This is a genomic window from Gluconobacter sp. DsW_056 (assembly GCF_002153595.1).
Taxonomy (GTDB): Bacteria; Pseudomonadota; Alphaproteobacteria; order Acetobacterales; family Acetobacteraceae; genus Gluconobacter; species Gluconobacter albidus.
Genome location: NZ_JOPF01000011.1, coordinates 75,845 through 92,714, shown reverse-complemented (window position 1 = coordinate 92,714; position 16,870 = coordinate 75,845). Strand labels below are relative to the sequence as shown.

At 61.8% G+C, this 16,870-nt stretch carries 15 protein-coding genes and 1 other RNA gene; 13 read left to right on the top strand and 3 right to left on the bottom strand.

Annotated features, from left to right (window positions below):
* Positions 1 to 16 precede the first annotated feature (16 nt).
* Both HK22_RS11955 and HK22_RS11950 read right to left on the bottom strand, forming a co-directional pair.
* Positions 17 to 616 carry a hypothetical protein gene (locus tag HK22_RS11955; protein ID WP_086649420.1) on the bottom strand — a complete coding sequence of 200 codons (600 nt, stop codon included), beginning with the start codon at positions 614 to 616 and terminating at the stop codon, positions 17 to 19.
* A gap of 54 nt (positions 617 to 670) precedes the next feature.
* On the bottom strand, positions 671 to 937 hold the full coding sequence (locus HK22_RS11950) for a DUF2312 domain-containing protein (RefSeq protein WP_062027147.1): 267 nt from the start codon (positions 935 to 937) through the stop codon (positions 671 to 673).
* A gap of 276 nt (positions 938 to 1,213) precedes the next feature.
* On the opposite strand from HK22_RS11950, the gene zwf reads away from it, so the two are divergent.
* Positions 1,214 to 2,683 (top strand): glucose-6-phosphate dehydrogenase, encoded by a 1,470-nt coding sequence (gene zwf, locus HK22_RS11945; RefSeq protein WP_086649419.1) that lies wholly within the window; start codon positions 1,214 to 1,216, stop codon positions 2,681 to 2,683.
* Positions 2,684 to 2,689: 6 nt separating this feature from the next.
* Positions 2,690 to 3,160 carry a hypothetical protein gene (locus HK22_RS11940; protein ID WP_174694494.1) on the top strand — a complete coding sequence of 157 codons (471 nt, stop codon included), beginning with the start codon at positions 2,690 to 2,692 and terminating at the stop codon, positions 3,158 to 3,160.
* A 25-nt stretch (positions 3,161 to 3,185) separates the two neighbouring features.
* Here the strand turns inward: HK22_RS11940 and HK22_RS11935 are convergent, their stop codons facing one another.
* Positions 3,186 to 4,181: an alpha/beta hydrolase gene (locus HK22_RS11935; RefSeq protein WP_086649418.1), complete on the bottom strand. Its 996-nt coding sequence runs from the start codon at positions 4,179 to 4,181 to the stop codon at positions 3,186 to 3,188.
* A 75-nt stretch (positions 4,182 to 4,256) separates the two neighbouring features.
* On the opposite strand from HK22_RS11935, the gene rnpB reads away from it, so the two are divergent.
* The 11 genes from rnpB to murG all read left to right on the top strand — a co-directional run bounded on the left by rnpB (position 4,257) and on the right by murG (position 16,859).
* Positions 4,257 to 4,676: RNase P RNA component class A (gene rnpB / locus HK22_RS11930), an RNA gene on the top strand.
* 288 nt (positions 4,677 to 4,964) lie between these two features.
* A complete protein-coding gene (gene mraZ / locus HK22_RS11925; protein ID WP_086649417.1) occupies positions 4,965 to 5,459 on the top strand; it encodes a division/cell wall cluster transcriptional repressor MraZ in 495 nt (164 codons plus the stop codon).
* Positions 5,456 to 6,427, top strand: coding sequence for a 16S rRNA (cytosine(1402)-N(4))-methyltransferase RsmH (gene rsmH, locus HK22_RS11920; RefSeq protein ID WP_086649416.1), 972 nt, complete (start codon positions 5,456 to 5,458; stop codon positions 6,425 to 6,427). Before mraZ ends, rsmH begins: the two co-directional genes overlap by 4 nt.
* Positions 6,424 to 7,221: a hypothetical protein gene (locus HK22_RS11915; RefSeq protein WP_086649415.1), complete on the top strand. Its 798-nt coding sequence runs from the start codon at positions 6,424 to 6,426 to the stop codon at positions 7,219 to 7,221. The genes rsmH and HK22_RS11915 overlap by 4 nt, the downstream gene beginning before the upstream one ends.
* 81 nt (positions 7,222 to 7,302) lie before the next feature.
* Complete coding sequence (locus HK22_RS11910) at positions 7,303 to 9,294, top strand: penicillin-binding protein 2 (RefSeq protein ID WP_086649414.1); 1,992 nt, start codon at positions 7,303 to 7,305, stop codon at positions 9,292 to 9,294.
* Between the two features lie 8 nt (positions 9,295 to 9,302).
* Positions 9,303 to 10,763: a UDP-N-acetylmuramoyl-L-alanyl-D-glutamate--2,6-diaminopimelate ligase gene (locus HK22_RS11905; protein WP_086649413.1), complete on the top strand. Its 1,461-nt coding sequence runs from the start codon at positions 9,303 to 9,305 to the stop codon at positions 10,761 to 10,763.
* Positions 10,760 to 12,133 (top strand): UDP-N-acetylmuramoyl-tripeptide--D-alanyl-D-alanine ligase, encoded by a 1,374-nt coding sequence (gene murF, locus HK22_RS11900; protein ID WP_086649412.1) that lies wholly within the window; start codon positions 10,760 to 10,762, stop codon positions 12,131 to 12,133. Before HK22_RS11905 ends, murF begins: the two co-directional genes overlap by 4 nt.
* Positions 12,133 to 13,224 (top strand): phospho-N-acetylmuramoyl-pentapeptide-transferase, encoded by a 1,092-nt coding sequence (gene mraY, locus HK22_RS11895; RefSeq protein ID WP_062028551.1) that lies wholly within the window; start codon positions 12,133 to 12,135, stop codon positions 13,222 to 13,224. Before murF ends, mraY begins: the two co-directional genes overlap by 1 nt.
* A complete protein-coding gene (gene murD, locus HK22_RS11890) occupies positions 13,221 to 14,567 on the top strand; it encodes a UDP-N-acetylmuramoyl-L-alanine--D-glutamate ligase (RefSeq protein ID WP_086649411.1) in 1,347 nt (448 codons plus the stop codon). Before mraY ends, murD begins: the two co-directional genes overlap by 4 nt.
* A 4-nt stretch (positions 14,568 to 14,571) precedes the next feature.
* The gene (locus tag HK22_RS11885; protein ID WP_086649410.1) at positions 14,572 to 15,765 is read left to right on the top strand and encodes an FtsW/RodA/SpoVE family cell cycle protein; all 1,194 of its coding nucleotides are present in this window, start codon (positions 14,572 to 14,574) and stop codon (positions 15,763 to 15,765) included.
* Positions 15,762 to 16,859, top strand: coding sequence for an undecaprenyldiphospho-muramoylpentapeptide beta-N-acetylglucosaminyltransferase (gene murG / locus HK22_RS11880; protein ID WP_086649409.1), 1,098 nt, complete (start codon positions 15,762 to 15,764; stop codon positions 16,857 to 16,859). The genes HK22_RS11885 and murG overlap by 4 nt, the downstream gene beginning before the upstream one ends.
* Positions 16,860 to 16,870: the final 11 nt, after the last annotated feature.

Sequence of the window (16,870 nt, the reverse complement as noted above, 5' to 3'; positions counted from 1 at the left end):
CCTGCCCTGCTGGTCTTCAGCCCTTCGGAGGCCAGCGCAATTTGGGTTCCGAACGCGAGCGGTAGGCGTCATTCTCCGCAACCGTTTTCACGACCTGCTTTCTGTCGATACCACGACCCAGAGGCTGACGCCCGGCCTCGGTTTCGTCGTGCTCCCATGGCGCACGTGACCAGACCCGCTCGGACGCGCCGGACAGGTCGTCCCTTCCGGTCGTGGACGCAGCATTAAGGTTTCGACGCGGCAGGGTTTCAGGGTCTCCCCGCCCCGCAGCGATCTGCCCCGGACCGTCCTCATACGAAGGCAGATCGGGGCGCAGGGTCCGCGCCGGCATCAGATAGTCCTCATCCATCTGCGCCATGCGTTCCTGAGGCGCCATGACGGTCTGCCCGCCCGGAACGGCAGAAGGACCGTCCGGACGCGTCGAAACCGCCAGACGCAGATTCAGGGCCCGGAGTTCAGCGCGCATCTCGGCGATCTGGAACTCCAGATCCTGCAACCGGGGCTTGGTGCCGAACACGGCGAACGGCATGCACAGCAGCGCCAGTCCGAACAGTGCGGCCACCACGACCAGGCACCCAAAGGCCCAGCCTGGCAGCCATGAGAAATCAGACATCATGAGGAGGCCCGGTCCAGTCTGAAATTAGCGTGTTCGATCGTCCGGCAGCCGGAATTACATTCCAAGGGCACGACGATAGATGTCGAGCAGGGTTTCCTGCTCCTCGATTTCCGCCGGCTCCTGCTTGCGCAGGCGGATGATCTGCTTGATGACTTTTACGTCAAATCCGGCCGATTTGGCTTCTGAGAAAATATCCTTGATATCGCCGGCCAGAGCCTTGCGCTCCTCTTCCAGACGCTCGACACGCTCGATGATGGAGCGCAGACGGTCCGCAGCGATCCCGCCCGTGGCAGCGCCTTCGTTCTTGGTTTCTGCATCCATGGTCCGGTTTCCTTATGTCGTCTGGGCTATGTTTCGCCGACGCTGCGCAAACACAGCATCCGCCGCGCGGCTTATCGTGAGGAGGGCGGGACGGTCAACGGAATTATGTGCACGTTTCATGAACGCATGGGTCTGAAGAAACCTTTCTCCCGATGTCGTGCACGGCTCGTCCCTTGACAGAAAGCGCCCCGGCAGGGATCTAGACGGTGCCTGAAAAGGCCTGAACCCTAACCCTTTTTTCCCGGTCTGCGGGTTCGAGAGGTCAGAGAGTCTTCCATGGAACATTTCCAGCAGGTCGAGCCCTTCGACTATGTCATCTTCGGCGCCACTGGCGATCTCACGATGCGCAAGCTGCTGCCCGCGCTCTATAACCGCCTCCGGCTGGGGCAAATTCCGGATGATGCCTGCATCATCGGAGCCGCCCGGACGGAGCTGAGCCGGGAGGCCTATGTTGCGCGTGCCCGTGAGGCGCTCGAGCGTTTCCTTCCTTCGGATGTCCTGAGCCCTGGACTGGTGGACCGCTTTCTGGCCCGCCTGGACTACGTGACCCTCGACAGCAGCCGCGAGAGCACACAGTGGGACAGCCTGACGTCCCTGTTCGCCAAGGCTCAGCCTGATCGTGTACGGGTCTTTTATTTCGCAACTGCGCCGCAGCTTTACGGCAGCATCTGCGAAAACCTGCACCGGTACGGGCTGATTACAGCCAGTTCGCGGGTGGTGCTTGAAAAGCCCATCGGAACGGATATGGCGACCGCAACCGCCATCAACGACGGTGTGGGCCAGTATTTTCCAGAAAAGCAGATCTACCGGATCGACCATTATCTTGGCAAAGAGACGGTCCAGAACGTTCTCGCCCTGCGCTTTGCCAACCCGCTCATCAATGCGGCATGGTCGGCAGAGCATATCGAGAGCGTGCAGATCACCGCCGCCGAGACGGTCGGCGTGGAAGGTCGCGCGGCCTATTACGATACGTCAGGCGCACTGCGCGACATGATCCAGAACCATCTGCTTCAGGTTCTGTGTCTGGTCGCCATGGAAGCGCCCGACTCCCTTGAGGCCGATGCCGTCCGCAACGCCAAGCTGGCCGTCCTGAACGCGCTGCGCCCGATTACGGAAGCCAGCGCAGCTACCGAGACCGTCCGTGCCCAGTACACGGCCGGCGTGATCGGCGGCGAAAACGTTCCGGGCTATCTTGAAGAACTCGGCCAGCCCAGCACCACGGAAACCTATGCCGCTGTCCGCGCCTGGGTCGATACACCGCGCTGGAAGAACGTGCCTTTCTATATCCGCACGGCCAAGCGCTCGGCTCGCAAGGTCAGCGAGATCGTCGTGACGTTCCGCCCGGCGGCGACCACGATATTCGGCGCCACACCTGCCAGCAACAGGCTCGTCCTGCGCATCCAGCCCAATGAAGGCGTGGAACTGCGGCTGAACGTCAAGAACCCCGCGCTGGACGTGTTCAACCTCCATACGGCGGATCTGGACGCCTCCATTCGCATGGAAGGCGGCATGCCCTTCCCCGACTCCTACGAGCGACTGCTGCTTGATGCGGTCCGGGGCGATCCGGTCCTCTTCATCCGTCGCGACGAGGTCGAAGCGGCATGGCGCTGGGCAGAACCGGTCCTTGATGCGTGGAAACATAATACGGTACCCATGCAGACCTACAGCGCCGGCTCCTACGGTCCGGAGCAGGCCACCCGTCTGCTCGCCGAGCATGGCGACACCTGGCACGAAGCCTCGGAGTGACCACATTTGAGTGACGATAAAAGCGCAACGCCCCGTCTGGGCCGCGCGCCGGGCAAAAACACACGCCGCCAGCCCCGCAGCTTCAAGCAGCTTCTGCTGCGGCGGCTTCTGGTGGTCATCCCGGCTTTTCTGCTCATGTTCATTGCAGTCCGGAGCGGACTGCTGGACATGTCCTATGACAAGATCACGTTTAGCAAGCTGAGCTGGTTCGACAACACGGCGCTGGTGGAGCATCTGCGTCTTGCGGTGGTGAAAGACAACCTGACGGATCTGCCACGCAACTGCCTCGTCTTCGTCGTCAACGGAAGTGCGTCCGACAATACGCCGACGATGGACGTTCTCGGACGTCACGGTAACGGCTGCCCCGGCGAGAAACCTTCGGCCGACAAGCTGTTCAGCCTGAAAATCAACCGGGCCGACCGGACCGTACAGACCGATGCGGGAACCCCCGGCTCCTTCCACGACCTGCCTCTCTGACGTGCTCTGAAAAAGGCGGAGCCTCCTAGGACGCTCCGTTTCTTTCCAGTGCAAAAGCTTCGCGCAGGAACAGCCCCCCCTCCCTCAACGCCTGACGGCCGTTCCGAAACAGCGCATAGCCGTTCAGGAACCCATGAATCATGCGCGGGAAGTTTTTCAGCAGAACTGGTATTCCGGCCTCATCGAGACGCCGGGCATAAAGCTCGCCCTCGCCCCTGAGCGGATCAAACCCCGCCGTGACAATCATGGCAGGTGGAAGTCTGTCGAACTCATCCGCGAGTAACGGCGAAAACGCCGGGTCAAACAACTGCTCTGGCCTCGCCAGTGTCTGGCCGCAATACCAGTACAGAAGCTCCGCACTCAGCATGTAACCGTTCGCATAAGTCTGCCGGGACGGCGGAACGAACGGACCGCTGAGGGCCGGATAATACAGAAGCTGGGCGCTAAGCGGGCGTGATCCCCGCCCCCGAACCCATTGAGTGAGTGCAGCGGACAGATTGCCCCCCGCGCTGTCACCCGCCACAGCCACCGGCAGATCGGCTGGCACAGTCCTGAAAATCCAGTCCAGCGCAGCTTTGGCGTCATCCAGAGCGGCTGGAAAGCGGTGCTCTGGCGCAAGACGGTAATCCAGCGACAGCACCATTGCCCCTGAAGACGCGGCAAGACGGCAGCAGATCCCGTGATGCGAGACGAGGTCGCAATGCACGAATCCGCCACCGTGCAGAAACAGAACAACACCCCTGACTTTCCCCCGTGGGCGATACAGACGCGCAGTCCGCTCTCCCTCGCCTCCGGGAACACGGATCTCGCGCCACCGCCGGATCCTCAGCGACGAGAGCCTGACGGGAAAACTCGGACGCCCCGTCACACGGCGGATCTGCCGCAGAACATCTACAGAGGGCTGTGGAGCAGGGATGGGCGGAATTTCATCAAGAACGATTGTGCGTGGCGTAATACCACGTCTGCGGCTCTGTCGGGTCAGCCAGAACAGGAAGATCCGCAATGTCAGGGTCGGGCGCATCCGTCCCTTATGCCCCGGGTATCAGAAAAAGTCTGCCCTTGACCCCGCAGGCGTCCCGGAGCAGTGTCTGCGCCGCCAGACGGCTGGACGATCGCTGTGTATGCGATGAGGATCGCATACAGGGAGGAAAGTCCGGGCTCCACGGGAAAACGGTACCGGTTAATTGCCGGCGGGGGCGACCCCAGGGACAGTGCCACAGAAAACAGACCGCCCGCCGGACTGTTTTTTCGGCGATTTATCGCCGGGAAAATACGTTGCGGGTAAGGGCGAAACGGTGCGGCAAGAGCGCACCGCATCTCCGGCAACGGCGATGGTCATGGTAAACCCTACCGGGAGCAAGACCGAATAGGAACGGCAGGTTTCCGCAAGGAAGCCGGGGGCTTCTCGCCCCGTCGTTCGGGTTGGTTGCGTGAGGCCTGCAGCGATGCAGGTCCCAGAGGAATGATCGTCCCGCTTTCGGGCGGACAGAACCCGGCTTACAGGCCGTCTGGCACCCTCTGAAAATCTGTTCTTCCAGTAATTGTTCCCCTCACCAAAGAAGAACAAAAACAGAACAAATAACGACAGGTATAGATCCGCCTCCGCGATTATCCCTGATAAACCCTAACAAACAGCAAAAATTTTTGTCACATTTCAACTTTCAAAAATGTCGCAGTTTTCTGCGGTTTTCTGACGATATCTGTTTGACGTCCCATGAAATCCCATGATATCCCAATGAAGACCAAGCCAAATAATCAGCAGCCGAATACCCGGTTCTGAATGCAGGAAGGAGGCACATCGTTCATGAGCATGTTCCTCGGCACGCATCAGAACCGTTTCGATGCCAAGGGACGCGTCTCTATTCCCGCATCCTTCCGCGCCGCCCTGAAATCCCAGGCCCAGCCGGGCGACCCGCTGGTTATTCTCCGGCCGTCCCACCTCCACCCATGCATCGAGGGCTGGACGGTTGGCGCCTTCGCTTCCCTCGCCACCCCGCTTGACGAATACGATCCGTTTTCGGAAGACCATGAAGATCTGGCCGCCAGCCTCTATGCGGATGCCTATCCGCTGGACAGCGACAAGGAAGGCCGCATCATCCTTCCCGAGACCCTGCGCACGCACGCCTCGCTGACGGACGAAGTCTCTTTCATGGGGCTGGGACGTACGTTCCAGATCTGGCATCCCGCGGCTGCTGAAGAGCGCCGTCAGGCCGCCCGGAGCCGCGCAAAAACGCTTGCAACCAGACGTCATCCCATCAGCGCGCCCGCCACCACAAACACTGCGGGAGCAGCCGAATGAACGCGATCACCCTGGTTCATTCGGGCCACGTCCCCGTTATGCTGCACGAGGTGCTCGAAGCCCTCGCCCCCCGTCCTGGCGGACGGTATCTGGACGGTACGTTCGGCGGCGGTGGCTATGCCCGCGCCATTCTGAACGCGGCTGACTGCACCCTCGACGGCATCGACCGTGACCCGACAGCCATCGAACGTGGAAACGCCATGGCTGTACAGGCCAACGGGCGGCTGCGGATGCATCAGGGCACATTCGGCGACATGGAAGCCCTGGTCGGCGCAGAAGGACCTTTTGACGGCATCGTTCTGGATCTGGGCGTTTCGTCTTTCCAGATCGACCAGGCCGAGCGCGGTTTTTCGTTCCGCAACGATGGCCCGCTGGACATGCGCATGGGCTCGGACGGCCCTTCCGCCGCCGATCTGGTCAATGACCTCAAGGAAGCGGAAATTGCGGACATCCTTTACCGATATGGTGAAGAAAAACTCTCACGCCGCATCGCACGCGCCATCGTAGCTGCCCGCGCCGAGGCTCCAATCACCACGACCGGCCAGCTTGCCCATATCATCCGCTGCTGCGTGCCCCGTGATCGCGCCAATATCGACCCCGCAACCCGCAGCTTTCAGGGACTGCGGATTGCCGTGAACGACGAGCTTGGCGAACTGGAACGGGCGCTGGAAGCCGCACCGCGCCTTCTTGCCCCGGGCGGTATTTTCGTGGTTGTGACCTTCCATTCCCTCGAAGACCGTCTGGCAAAACGCGCCATGGCCGTTCTTGCAGGGCGGACGGGAAATCCTTCCCGCCACGAACCGGCGCCGCTTCGTCAGAACGCGCCGGCCTTTTCCCTTCTCCATTCCCGCCCCCTCTCCGCTACGGACGAGGAAGCCCGGGAAAATCCGCGCGCCCGCAGCGCCCGTCTGCGTGCACTGGTCCGCAATCCCGTCTCCCCGATGCCCGTCTCAGGAATGTCCTCATGATCCGGCCCTTCACCGTCGCCTGTGCCGTCCTTGCCGCAGGATCCGGCCTGTTTCTCTATACGAAGAAGCATGAGACCACGGTTCTGGACCAGCAGATCACGAAAATCGTGCAGGACACACAGCGCGTGCGGAGCCAGACCGCCATGCTGCGGACGGAATGGGCGCTCCTGAACCAGCCGGACCGCCTCAACACGCTCGCCGCCCGCTTCGTTCCGACCCTGCATCCGATGGAGCCGGACCAGTTTATCCGCATGGCGTCTCTTGAGGCACATCTGCCGGCTCCCGGCTCGAAATCACAGGCAGCAGATCCTCGCGAAGGGTTGCACGAGGTCGTCAACAGAGCCGCAGAAGCTGCACATCTGCCCCTTCCCGCCCCGCAGCAGCCTGCTGTGCATGCACAGCCTCCCGCCCAGAGCACACCAGCGCCCCGGCCTGTGGTCGTAGCCATGGCAAGCCACCCTGCCCCGCTTGCTACCAAACCTGCGGCGATCCCGACGCACCCCTCCCATGCTCGCGCTGCCGACGTCCAGCTAGCCTCCGTCACGCCTCGGCCGGTTACAGCGTCCGTTCACAGCCATGCGGACATGGCGCCAAACGTCCATCTCGTCAGCTATCGTGACAGTCACCCTGCTCCGCTGATGGTTGCGGCCTGGCATCCCCAGGCTGTTCATGTCAGCCATGCTCCGGTGACGACGCGCCTTGCGGAAGAACGCCCGCGAGCACATCACACTCAACTTTCCGCTCTGGCAAATGCAAATGACGCATTGCCCGCGCCGGTGCCGTTGGCTAACTGAAAGCCCTTCCGTCGTTAACCGCTCGTTCAGCATTCTCGGATAGCTTAGGGCGAGCCCTTCCACAGGACGCACCCCCGCACGATGCCCCAGGACGTGCCACCTTCTTCCGGTTCGCAGCGCCCCGCGCATCAGGATGCCCCGTCAGGACGTCCCCGGAAAGGTGCGTCCCCGCGGGGATTCCGTCGGCTGAATCTTGACCAGATGCACGGACGCCTGCTGGGCGTAGGAATGGGGTTTCTGGCAATTTATGGTGCCGTAGCCCTCAAGGCGACCGTTGCCACTGTCCTGATGCCAATGGAGCCTGAAAAGCGTCAGATCGCCCCTCAGGTCCCCGAAATTCCCAAAAGCGATCCGCGCGGGGAAATGTCCGGCGATTTTGTCCTGCCGACCGTCAAGCGCGCCACCATCACCGACCGAACGGGCCAGGCGTTGGCGCTCTCGCTGCCCGTGGCGCAGGTCTATGCCAATCCAATGGAACTGATCGACCCGGCAGACGCAGCGGACAAACTCCGGAAAGTTCTCCCTCAGCTTGACCGGGACGAGACGATCCGGCGCCTGTCGCTGAAGAAGCAGTTCGTCTATCTCGCACGCGATATTTCCCCCGTTCAGGAAATCGCCATCAATAATCTGGGCATTCCGGGGATTTATTTCGAAGCAGGCGAACGCCGTCACTATCCGCTGGGCCGGACGGCTGCCCAGATCATGGGTAGCGTCGATATCGACGATCATGGCATCGCCGGTGTGGAACGATATTTCGACAAGCGCCTGAACTCCGACAAATCTCCGCTGCGCCTGTCGCTGGACGTGCGCGTGCAGACTGTCGCGCATGATGAACTTCAGGCTGCAAAAGACGAATTCTCCGCCATCGGCGCCAGCGCGATCGTCATGGATGTCCGCACCGGCGAAATCCTCGCCATGGTCAGTCTGCCCGATTATGACGCCAACGATTTCGGCCACGCCCCCAACGATGCGCGCTTCAACCGCGCTGTCACCGGCATGTATGAACCCGGTTCGACCTTCAAGCTCCAGACCGCCGCAATGGGCCTGCAACTCGGCGTCGTCCACCTGTGGGACCGCTTTTCGACCATCCCCATCCGCGTTGGCCGCTTTACCATCCGGGACATGAAGACGGACCATTTCGCCCCGTGGCTCTCCCTGCCCGGCGTTCTGGCCTTTTCGTCCAACCCCGCCGCCGCGCATATCGCACTTGATGTCGGTGCCGCCCGGCAGCAGGACTGGTTGCGCAACATGGGCTTTTTCAACCGCGTTCCCGTTGAACTGCCCGAAGCCGGACGGCCGCTCGTACCGGCCTCGCGCAACTGGGGCATTTCCACCGTCATGACAGTCGGCTTCGGTCATGGCGTGGCCGAGCCGCCGCTTGCGATCGTGCGAGGAACAGCCGCGACCGTAAACGGTGGCATCCTGCTCAAGCCAACGCTCGTAGCCCGCGATACCGAAGACGATAGCAAGCCGACACCCGATGCTGATGCAGCACAACTGCGTCCGGTCGCGTACCGGCCGGGTACCGACAGCGACGAAATCGGCGCTGAAACACCTGTGGGCACAAGGGTTCTGTCCGAACAGACGTCAGCCCTCCTGCGCAAGCTGCTGCGCCTTGACGTTACGATGGGAAGCGGCAAGTCCGCCGAAGTTCCGGGGTATTATGTCGGCGGCAAGACCGGTACTGCGGAAAAGATCGGCGCCCATGGCGGCTATCTGAAACACGTCAACGTCTCGGCCTTCACCAGCGTCTTCCCGATGAACAATCCGCATTATGCCGTCTATGTCATGCTCGACAGTCCGCAGGGAACTGCGGCGACCCATGGATGGACGACGGCCGCCTGGAACGCGGCTCCGACCGTGAAAAAGATCATTTCCCGCGTCGGCCCGATCCTGAACCAGTTCCCCGATCTTGCAAACAAAGACGCCATTGATGCCTCTCTGGCCATTCCGATGAACCCGGTCGTTCCCCCCGGCTATCATGCCCTCGGTCCCGGAAATGATCCCGGAGACCCGCGCAATCAGACGCACGAACCCAAGACCCCTTCCTCCAAGACCAAGACACAGCACTGAACCGTCCCATGCGCCTCTCCCAGCTCTTCGCCCTCTGTGGCAAATCGCAGTCCCTGACGGGCGACCCTGACATTCTGGCCGTCACTGCCGACAGCCGCAGAGTTGGCCCGGGCGCGCTGTTCTTTGCCTTGCGCGGCGCAAAACAGGACGGAAGCACCTTTATCGCACAGGCTCTCTCACAAGGCGCCGCCGCGGTGATCATTGATCATGACGGCGCAGAAACCGCAGGCCCGGTTCCTGTGATCAGACGCCCGGATGCCAAACATCTTCTGGCCAGCATGGCCTTCGCCCTTGCTGGCCCGCAGCCTTCCTGCATCGCGGCAATCACCGGAACAAACGGAAAAAGCAGCACGGCCGATTTCCTCCGCCAGCTCTGGATCCTTCAGGAAAACCGCGCGGCCAGTCTTGGAACGCTGGGGCTCGTGTCGGATACGGACATCCCCGCTCCTCCGAGCCTCACCACCCCCGATCCCGTCTCGCTGGCCCAGACTCTTGCTGCTCTGGCCCGGAACGGAGTTGATCACGTCGCGCTTGAAGCTTCCTCGCACGGGCTGGAACAGCACCGGCTGGATGGCGTCTCCCTGACAGCCGCCGGCTTCTCCAACCTGACACGCGATCATCTCGACTATCATCTGACGCTGGAAGCCTACCGCACGGCTAAATTGCGCCTGTTTGACGACGTCCTGCCCACGGGCGGCATTGCCGCGGTCAACGCCGATATGGACGGCGAGACTTTCGCAGCCCTTCAGGCGATTGCGGCCAGACGAAACCTGAAACTTCGCAGTGTCGGGCGCAATGGCACGGCTCTTCGATTGATCGAGGCCCGCCCCACGCCCTCCGGTCAGATCCTCCGTCTGGCCCTGCATGACGAAGAACTGCCTGAAATGTCCCTTTCTCTGCCAGGCCGCTTTCAGGCCGACAACGTCATGCTGGCAGCCGCCATGTGCTGGACGGACGATTCCGATGCCCGGCAGGTTGTCGACCTTCTGCCGCGCCTGAAAGGCGTCCACGGGCGATGCGAACGCGCGGTCGAACTGCCTAACGGTGCCGCGGCCTATGTCGATTACGCCCACACGCCCGATGCCCTCGACTGTGTCCTGTCCAGTCTGCGCCCGCATACGACAGGCCGTCTGGTCGTGGTGTTCGGCGCAGGTGGCGACCGTGACCGTGGCAAACGTCCACTGATGGGAGAGGTCGCTGCACACATGGCGGATCTGGCCATCGTCACGGACGACAACCCCCGCACGGAAGATCCTATGGCGATCCGCTCCGAAATCCGCGCGGCCTGCCCGGACGCCCTGGAAATCGCTGACCGTCGCAGCGCCATCGCAGCAGGGCTTGAAGCCCTGAATCCCGGCGATATTCTTGTCGTAGCCGGCAAGGGGCATGAACAGGGACAGATCGTGGGCACGGATATCCTGCCTTTCGATGATCGTCTCGTCATCCGCGAACTGGCAGGTGCCGCATGAGCGTGCTGTGGACCAGTGCCGACCTGCGGGCCGCGACGGGTGGTAGGCTTGAAGCGGACGTCAGCGTCACGGGCATTTCGATCGACACACGGACGCTCGCCCCCGGCGACCTGTTCATTGCCCTGCGCGGCGAAACCAGCGATGGCCACGCCCATATCCGGCAGGCTCTGGACAGGGGCGCGGCCTGCGTTCTCGTGCATGACACTGCCGGTCTGGACGATCCGCGCCTCCTGATCGTTCCCGACACCATGACCGCATTAGTGGATCTGGGCCGCTATGCCCGCTCCCGTTTCCACGGGAAAGTCGTGGCCATCACCGGGAGCGTCGGCAAGACAACGACCAAGGACATGCTGACCGTCGCCCTGTCCGCAATCGGCCCGACACATGCCGCCGTGGCGTCCTACAACAATCACTGGGGCGTTCCCCTTACGCTGGCCCGGCTGCCACAGGATGCCCGCTTCTGCATCAGCGAGATCGGCATGAACCATGTGGGAGAAATCGCTCCCCTTGCTGCTCAGGTCCGTCCCGATGTGGCCATCATCACCACGATCGGCACGGCACATCTCGGCCATATGGGCAGCATCGAAGCGATTGCGCGGGAAAAAGCCTCCCTGTTCGGCGCCCTTCCCGGCCATGGGATCGCAATCGTCCCTGATGATGCTCACGGGCAGACGGTCTTTACAGACGTTCTTCCTGAAGGCTGCACTCTCTGGCGGTCTGGCTTCTCCGCCGCAGCAGAACTCCGCCTTGAAGACGTGAGGTGCACGGCGGAGGGCAGTCATTTCTCGCTCCACACTCCCTGCGGAAAGCAGAACGTGACGCTCACTGCGCCTGGCGAGCATCTTGCCAGAAACGCGGCCCTGGCCCTCGGCGCAGTTGTAGCTCTTGGCGAAGACGTCGCAGCAGCATCGCGCGCTTTGCACGGTTTCGTGCCGGGCGCGGGACGCGGACAGATCCGCACGATCCTGAACGACGTACGCCTGCTCGACGAAAGCTACAACGCCTCCACACCCAGCGTCCGCGCGGCTCTGGCCACGCTCGCCCTGCTTCCGGCCCAGCGGCATGTCGCGGCCCTCGGAGACATCCGCGAACTCGGCATATTCGCCGATGCCGAACACCGCTCTCTGGCAGATGCCGTGCAGAATGCAAATGCCCTCGCATTCTGCTGCGGACCCCATATGCGCGCACTTTATGATGCGCTGCCGTGCGGGCTTCAGGGTGGATACGCCGCCGATGCTGCCTCTCTTGCCTCTGTGCTCCTTAACGCCCTTCGCCCCGGTGATCTCCTGCTCGTGAAAGGCAGCTTCGGCAGCCGGATGCGTGACGTGATCTCAGCCCTCGACAACGCCTCCAGCCCGGTCTCTGCCTGATGCTCTTCAATCTTATTGCCGCCCACGACACGTCCCATGGCGGGTTCTTCAACCTGTTCCATTACCTGACGTTCCGCTCGGGCTGCGCCTGCCTGACGGCACTGGTCATTTCGCTGGCTCTGGGCAAACCCTTCATCGCACAGCTCAAACGCATCCAGCGCGAAGGCCAGCCGATCCGCTCTGTCGGCCCTGAACGACACATTCTGGAAAAAGCCGGCACGCCAACGATGGGCGGAATGCTGATCCTGATTGCGCTTTTTTCGGCAACACTGCTCTGGGCGGATCTGACAAATGGCTTCGTCTGGGCCGTCATGCTGACCACGGCAGCCTTCGGCGCGGTTGGCTTTGCCGACGATTATCTGAAGCTCTCCAAGCGCAATACGACCGGCGTCTCCAAACGTACCCGACTGGGCTGCGAATTCCTGACATCGCTGATTGCCGGAATCTGGCTGCAACATTTGACGCCGCCAGAACTGCGCAACATGGTCGCCTTCCCTTTCGTCAAGGATGTGCTGCTTCCGCTGGGTTATGCGTTTCCGATCTTCGCCATGATCGCCATCACCGGCTTCGGCAACGCCGTGAACTTCACGGACGGTCTGGACGGACTGGCCATCGTACCGGTCGTGATCGCAGCACTGGTCTTCGCCCTGATTTCCTATCTGGTCGGCAATCACGTTTTTGCAGACTACCTGCAACTGCACCCAGTTCCAGGCACGGGCGAACTGGCAGTTTTCTGTGCGGCGCTGATTGGGGCAGGCCTAGGGTTCCTGTGGTTCAACGCCCCGCCAGCAGCCGTTTTCATGGGCGATACCGGCTCCCTCTCCCTCGGCGGAGCACTTGGCGCCATTGCCGTCGCCACGAAGCATGAGCTTGTCCTGTGCATCGTGGGTGGCGTTTTCGTCGCCGAAACCCTGTCGGTCGTCATTCAGGTCTTCTGGTTCAAGCGAACGGGACGCCGCGTCTTCCTCATGGCGCCGCTGCATCACCATTTCGAGAAAAAGGGCTGGCAGGAGCCAAAAATCGTCATCCGCTTCTGGATTGTCTCCATCGTGCTCGGCCTGTGCGGCCTGGCCACCCTGAAGCTGCGATGAACGGCTTCCCGCCCAACCTTCTTGCAGGCGAGCGTTATGCCGTCTGCGGTCTGGGGCGCAACGGCGCGGCTGTCGTCAATGCCCTGCTCGGAATGGGCGCACAGGTGCAGGCCTGGGACGATCGCAACGCCGATCTGCCCGCACATCCGAACCTGACGCTCGGTCCCCTGACCGATCTGTCAGGGATGACGGCCCTCATCCTGTCACCGGGCATTCCGCACCTGCTGCCGAAGGCACATCCTGCCGCGGACCTCGCCCGCGCACAGGACGTCCAGATCCTGTCCGATGCCGAAATCCTGTATCGGGCGGTCCGGAAATCCGGCTCAAAAGCCGCGTTCGTGGCCGTCACAGGCACAAATGGCAAATCGACGACAACAGCCCTGATCGCCCATCTTTTTACGGTGGCCGGACGCCCCTGTGTTGCAGGCGGCAATCTCGGGACAGCGTCTCTGGCGCTCCCGCTCCTGCCCGATAACGGCGTTTATGTGATCGAAATGTCGTCCTACATGCTTGAACGGCTGGACAGTTTCCATGCCAGCGCGGCTTGCCTGCTGAACCTGACGCCCGACCATCTGGACCGGCACGGCGACATGACCGGCTATGCCGCAGCCAAGGCACATGTCTTCGACAATATGGGCTCCGGCGATCTGGCTGTGATCGGCACCGATGATGACTGGTGCCGCGCCATTGCCTCAAAGGTCGCAGCGCGCGGCGTGCAGGTCTCGGAACTGGATGCCGATGCGCTGCCCCCCTTCGACGGTCCGGCGCTTCCGGGCCGGCACAACGCCCAGAATGTCGGCGCAGCCTGCGCCATCGCGCGTCATCTTGGCCTTGATGATGCGGTCCTCCGCGCCGGTCTGAAATCCTTCCCCGGCCTGGAACATCGCCTGCAGAAAGTGGCGGAATGCGATGGCGTGTCCTTCATCAATGACAGCAAGGCCACCAATGCCGAAGCCGCCTCCAAGGCCCTTGCCTCGTATGATAAGGTCATGTGGATTGCGGGTGGCGTTGCAAAAGCGGGCGGTATCGAAAGCCTTGCACCCTTCTTCGGACATATTGCACAGGCTTTTCTGATCGGACAGGATGCTGACACGCTCGCTGCGACACTGGCCATGCACGGCGTACGCTTCCAGCAGTGCGGGACGCTGGAGAATGCCATTCCGGCGGCTTTCAGCGCGGCTCTCGCCCAGACTGTTCCGGTTGTCCTGCTGTCCCCCGCCTGTGCAAGTTTTGATCAATTTCGCAGTTTCGAGGATCGTGGGTCACACTTTCTTCAGATTTGCGATAATATTGTGAAATCAGGCCATTCGGGCGCCACGCTCACCCCAAAGCTGGAGGATTGACACCATGTCGGGACTATCCCGCGTCGAGACCTCCGCTGTTGCCCGCTGGTGGCGAAACCTTGATCGCGTCACGCTGGCCTGCGTCGGCCTGCTGATCGGACTTGGCTATGTGCTGATGCTCGCCGCCAGTCCTGCAGTGGCGTCGCGTATCGGCGCTTCACGCAACATGTTCATTCTCAAGCAGGTGATCTTTCTGACGCTGGCTGGCGGGATCGTGCTCGGTACGTCCTATCTGTCGCGCAAGGCCATCAAGAGACTGGCGATCATCGGCGGGATCATCGCACTGGGTGCAACGGCCATGACGCTGGTGCATGGCATGGAAATCAAGGGCGCACGCCGCTGGATCGCGCTCCCGATGATGTCCGTGCAGCCCTCCGAGTTCCTCAAGCCCTGCTTTGCGGTCGTGACCGGCTGGCTGCTTTCCGCACGACGTTCTGTCGTCATGTGGGGCAATATCGCGTTTCCGGGGATGCTGATTGCGTTCCTGTGCTTCGGCTTCATCCTGCTCCTGCTGAAATCGCAGCCTGATATCGGAATGCTTTCCGTCATCACGATGGTCTTCATGACCCAGCTTTTCGTGGATGGCCTCAAGCTCTACTGGGTCGGACTGTGCGTGGCGGGCATGGCCGGAGCCTTTGCGGTCGCCTATATCGTCTTTCCGCACGTCCAGTCCCGCGTCCAGCGCTTCCTGCATCCCGATGTCGGTGACCATTACCAGATCGACACCGCACTGCGTGCCTTTGGAAACGGCGGCCTTCTGGGACGCGGCCCGGGTGAAGGACGGGTAAAGGACCTGCTGCCAGACGCCCATGCCGACTTCGTCTTCGCGGTTGCCGGTGAAGAATACGGCCTGATCCTGTGCGTGATGATCATCCTGCTTTTCGGAACGATCGTTTTGCGGACCCTCCTCAAGCTAATGCATGAAGACGATCCGTTCGTCATTGTCTCTGCTGCGGGACTGGTGACGGGTTTTGGCCTTCAGGCCTTCGTCAACATGGGTTCGACGTTGCATCTGATCCCGACAAAGGGCATGACGCTCCCCTTCATTTCCTATGGTGGCAGTTCAGCAATGTCGGTAGCCCTGACCATGGGAATGGTTCTGGCTTTGACCCGCCATCATGTAGGCCAGGGCAGAATCGGGCAAAGAGCCGCCGCGTCTTACGGCCAGAACCCGTCGTTTGAGAGGAATGCGCCGTGAGCCGCCCCATCGTTATCGCCGCCGGTGGCACCGGAGGGCACTTCTTCCCCGCTGAAGCCGTCGCGACTGTGCTCGCGGAACGGGGCCATGACCTCGTCCTCATGACCGATGCCCGGCATGGCCGCCGGGACACAGGCCTGTTCAGGGACCTGCCCCAATATGTGCTGGATGGTGCCGGTGTGGCAGGCAAGGGCCTTGGCGGCAAAGTCCGTGGGGTGCTCGCCCTGCTGCGCGGTATTGGAGAAGCACGTCGCGTCCTCAAATCCCTTGATGCGGCAGCTGTGGTGGGTTTTGGCGGATATCCGTCTATCCCCCCCCTGACCGCATCCCGTTTTCTGCCCTCCGCAAAGCGGCCCCGCATGGTCATTCATGAGGGCAATGCGGTTCTCGGACAGGCCAATGCCTTCCTGTCCCGCTTTTCTCCGCTGATTGCCACCTCTTACGCTACGGTCGCGCGCCTCCCGCAAAACGCCCAGACGACGCTTACCGGTATGCCCGTACGCGCAGGCATCGAAGCGCTCTTTGGCAATACTTACGCGGCGCCCGAAGAACGGATCAACCTTCTGGTCTGGGGTGGCTCTCTGGGAGCACGCGTATTTTCCGAGGTTGTTCCACAGGCCCTCGCTGCCCTGCCCGAAGAACTCCGCAAGCGCCTCAAAGTCACGCAGCAGATCAAGGCTGACGATCTGGACCGCGTCCGCGCCATCTATACGGACGCCGGTATTGAGGTCGAAGCCGCACCGTTCTTCACCGATGTGCCAACCTGTCTCCGCGACGCACATCTCGTGATCGGTCGCGCGGGCGGCTCTTCGGTCGCGGAACTGACAATGTCCGGCCGCCCCTCCATTCTCGTTCCGCTTCCCATCGCGGCCTCCGATGAACAGGGTGCGAATGGTCAGGCGCTCGTGGATGCGGGTGCCGCCTGGATGATCCGCCAGCCGGATTTCACGCCCACAGCGCTGACAGCTCTGCTGACGGATCTGTTTTCCCATCCTGAAAAGCTCGAAAACGCAGCAAAAGCCGCTCAGTCCTGCGCGCGCCCTCATGCTGCCGCAAAAGTCGCGGATCTGATTGAATCCGCTCTTCGTCCCTGATCCTCCGCTTC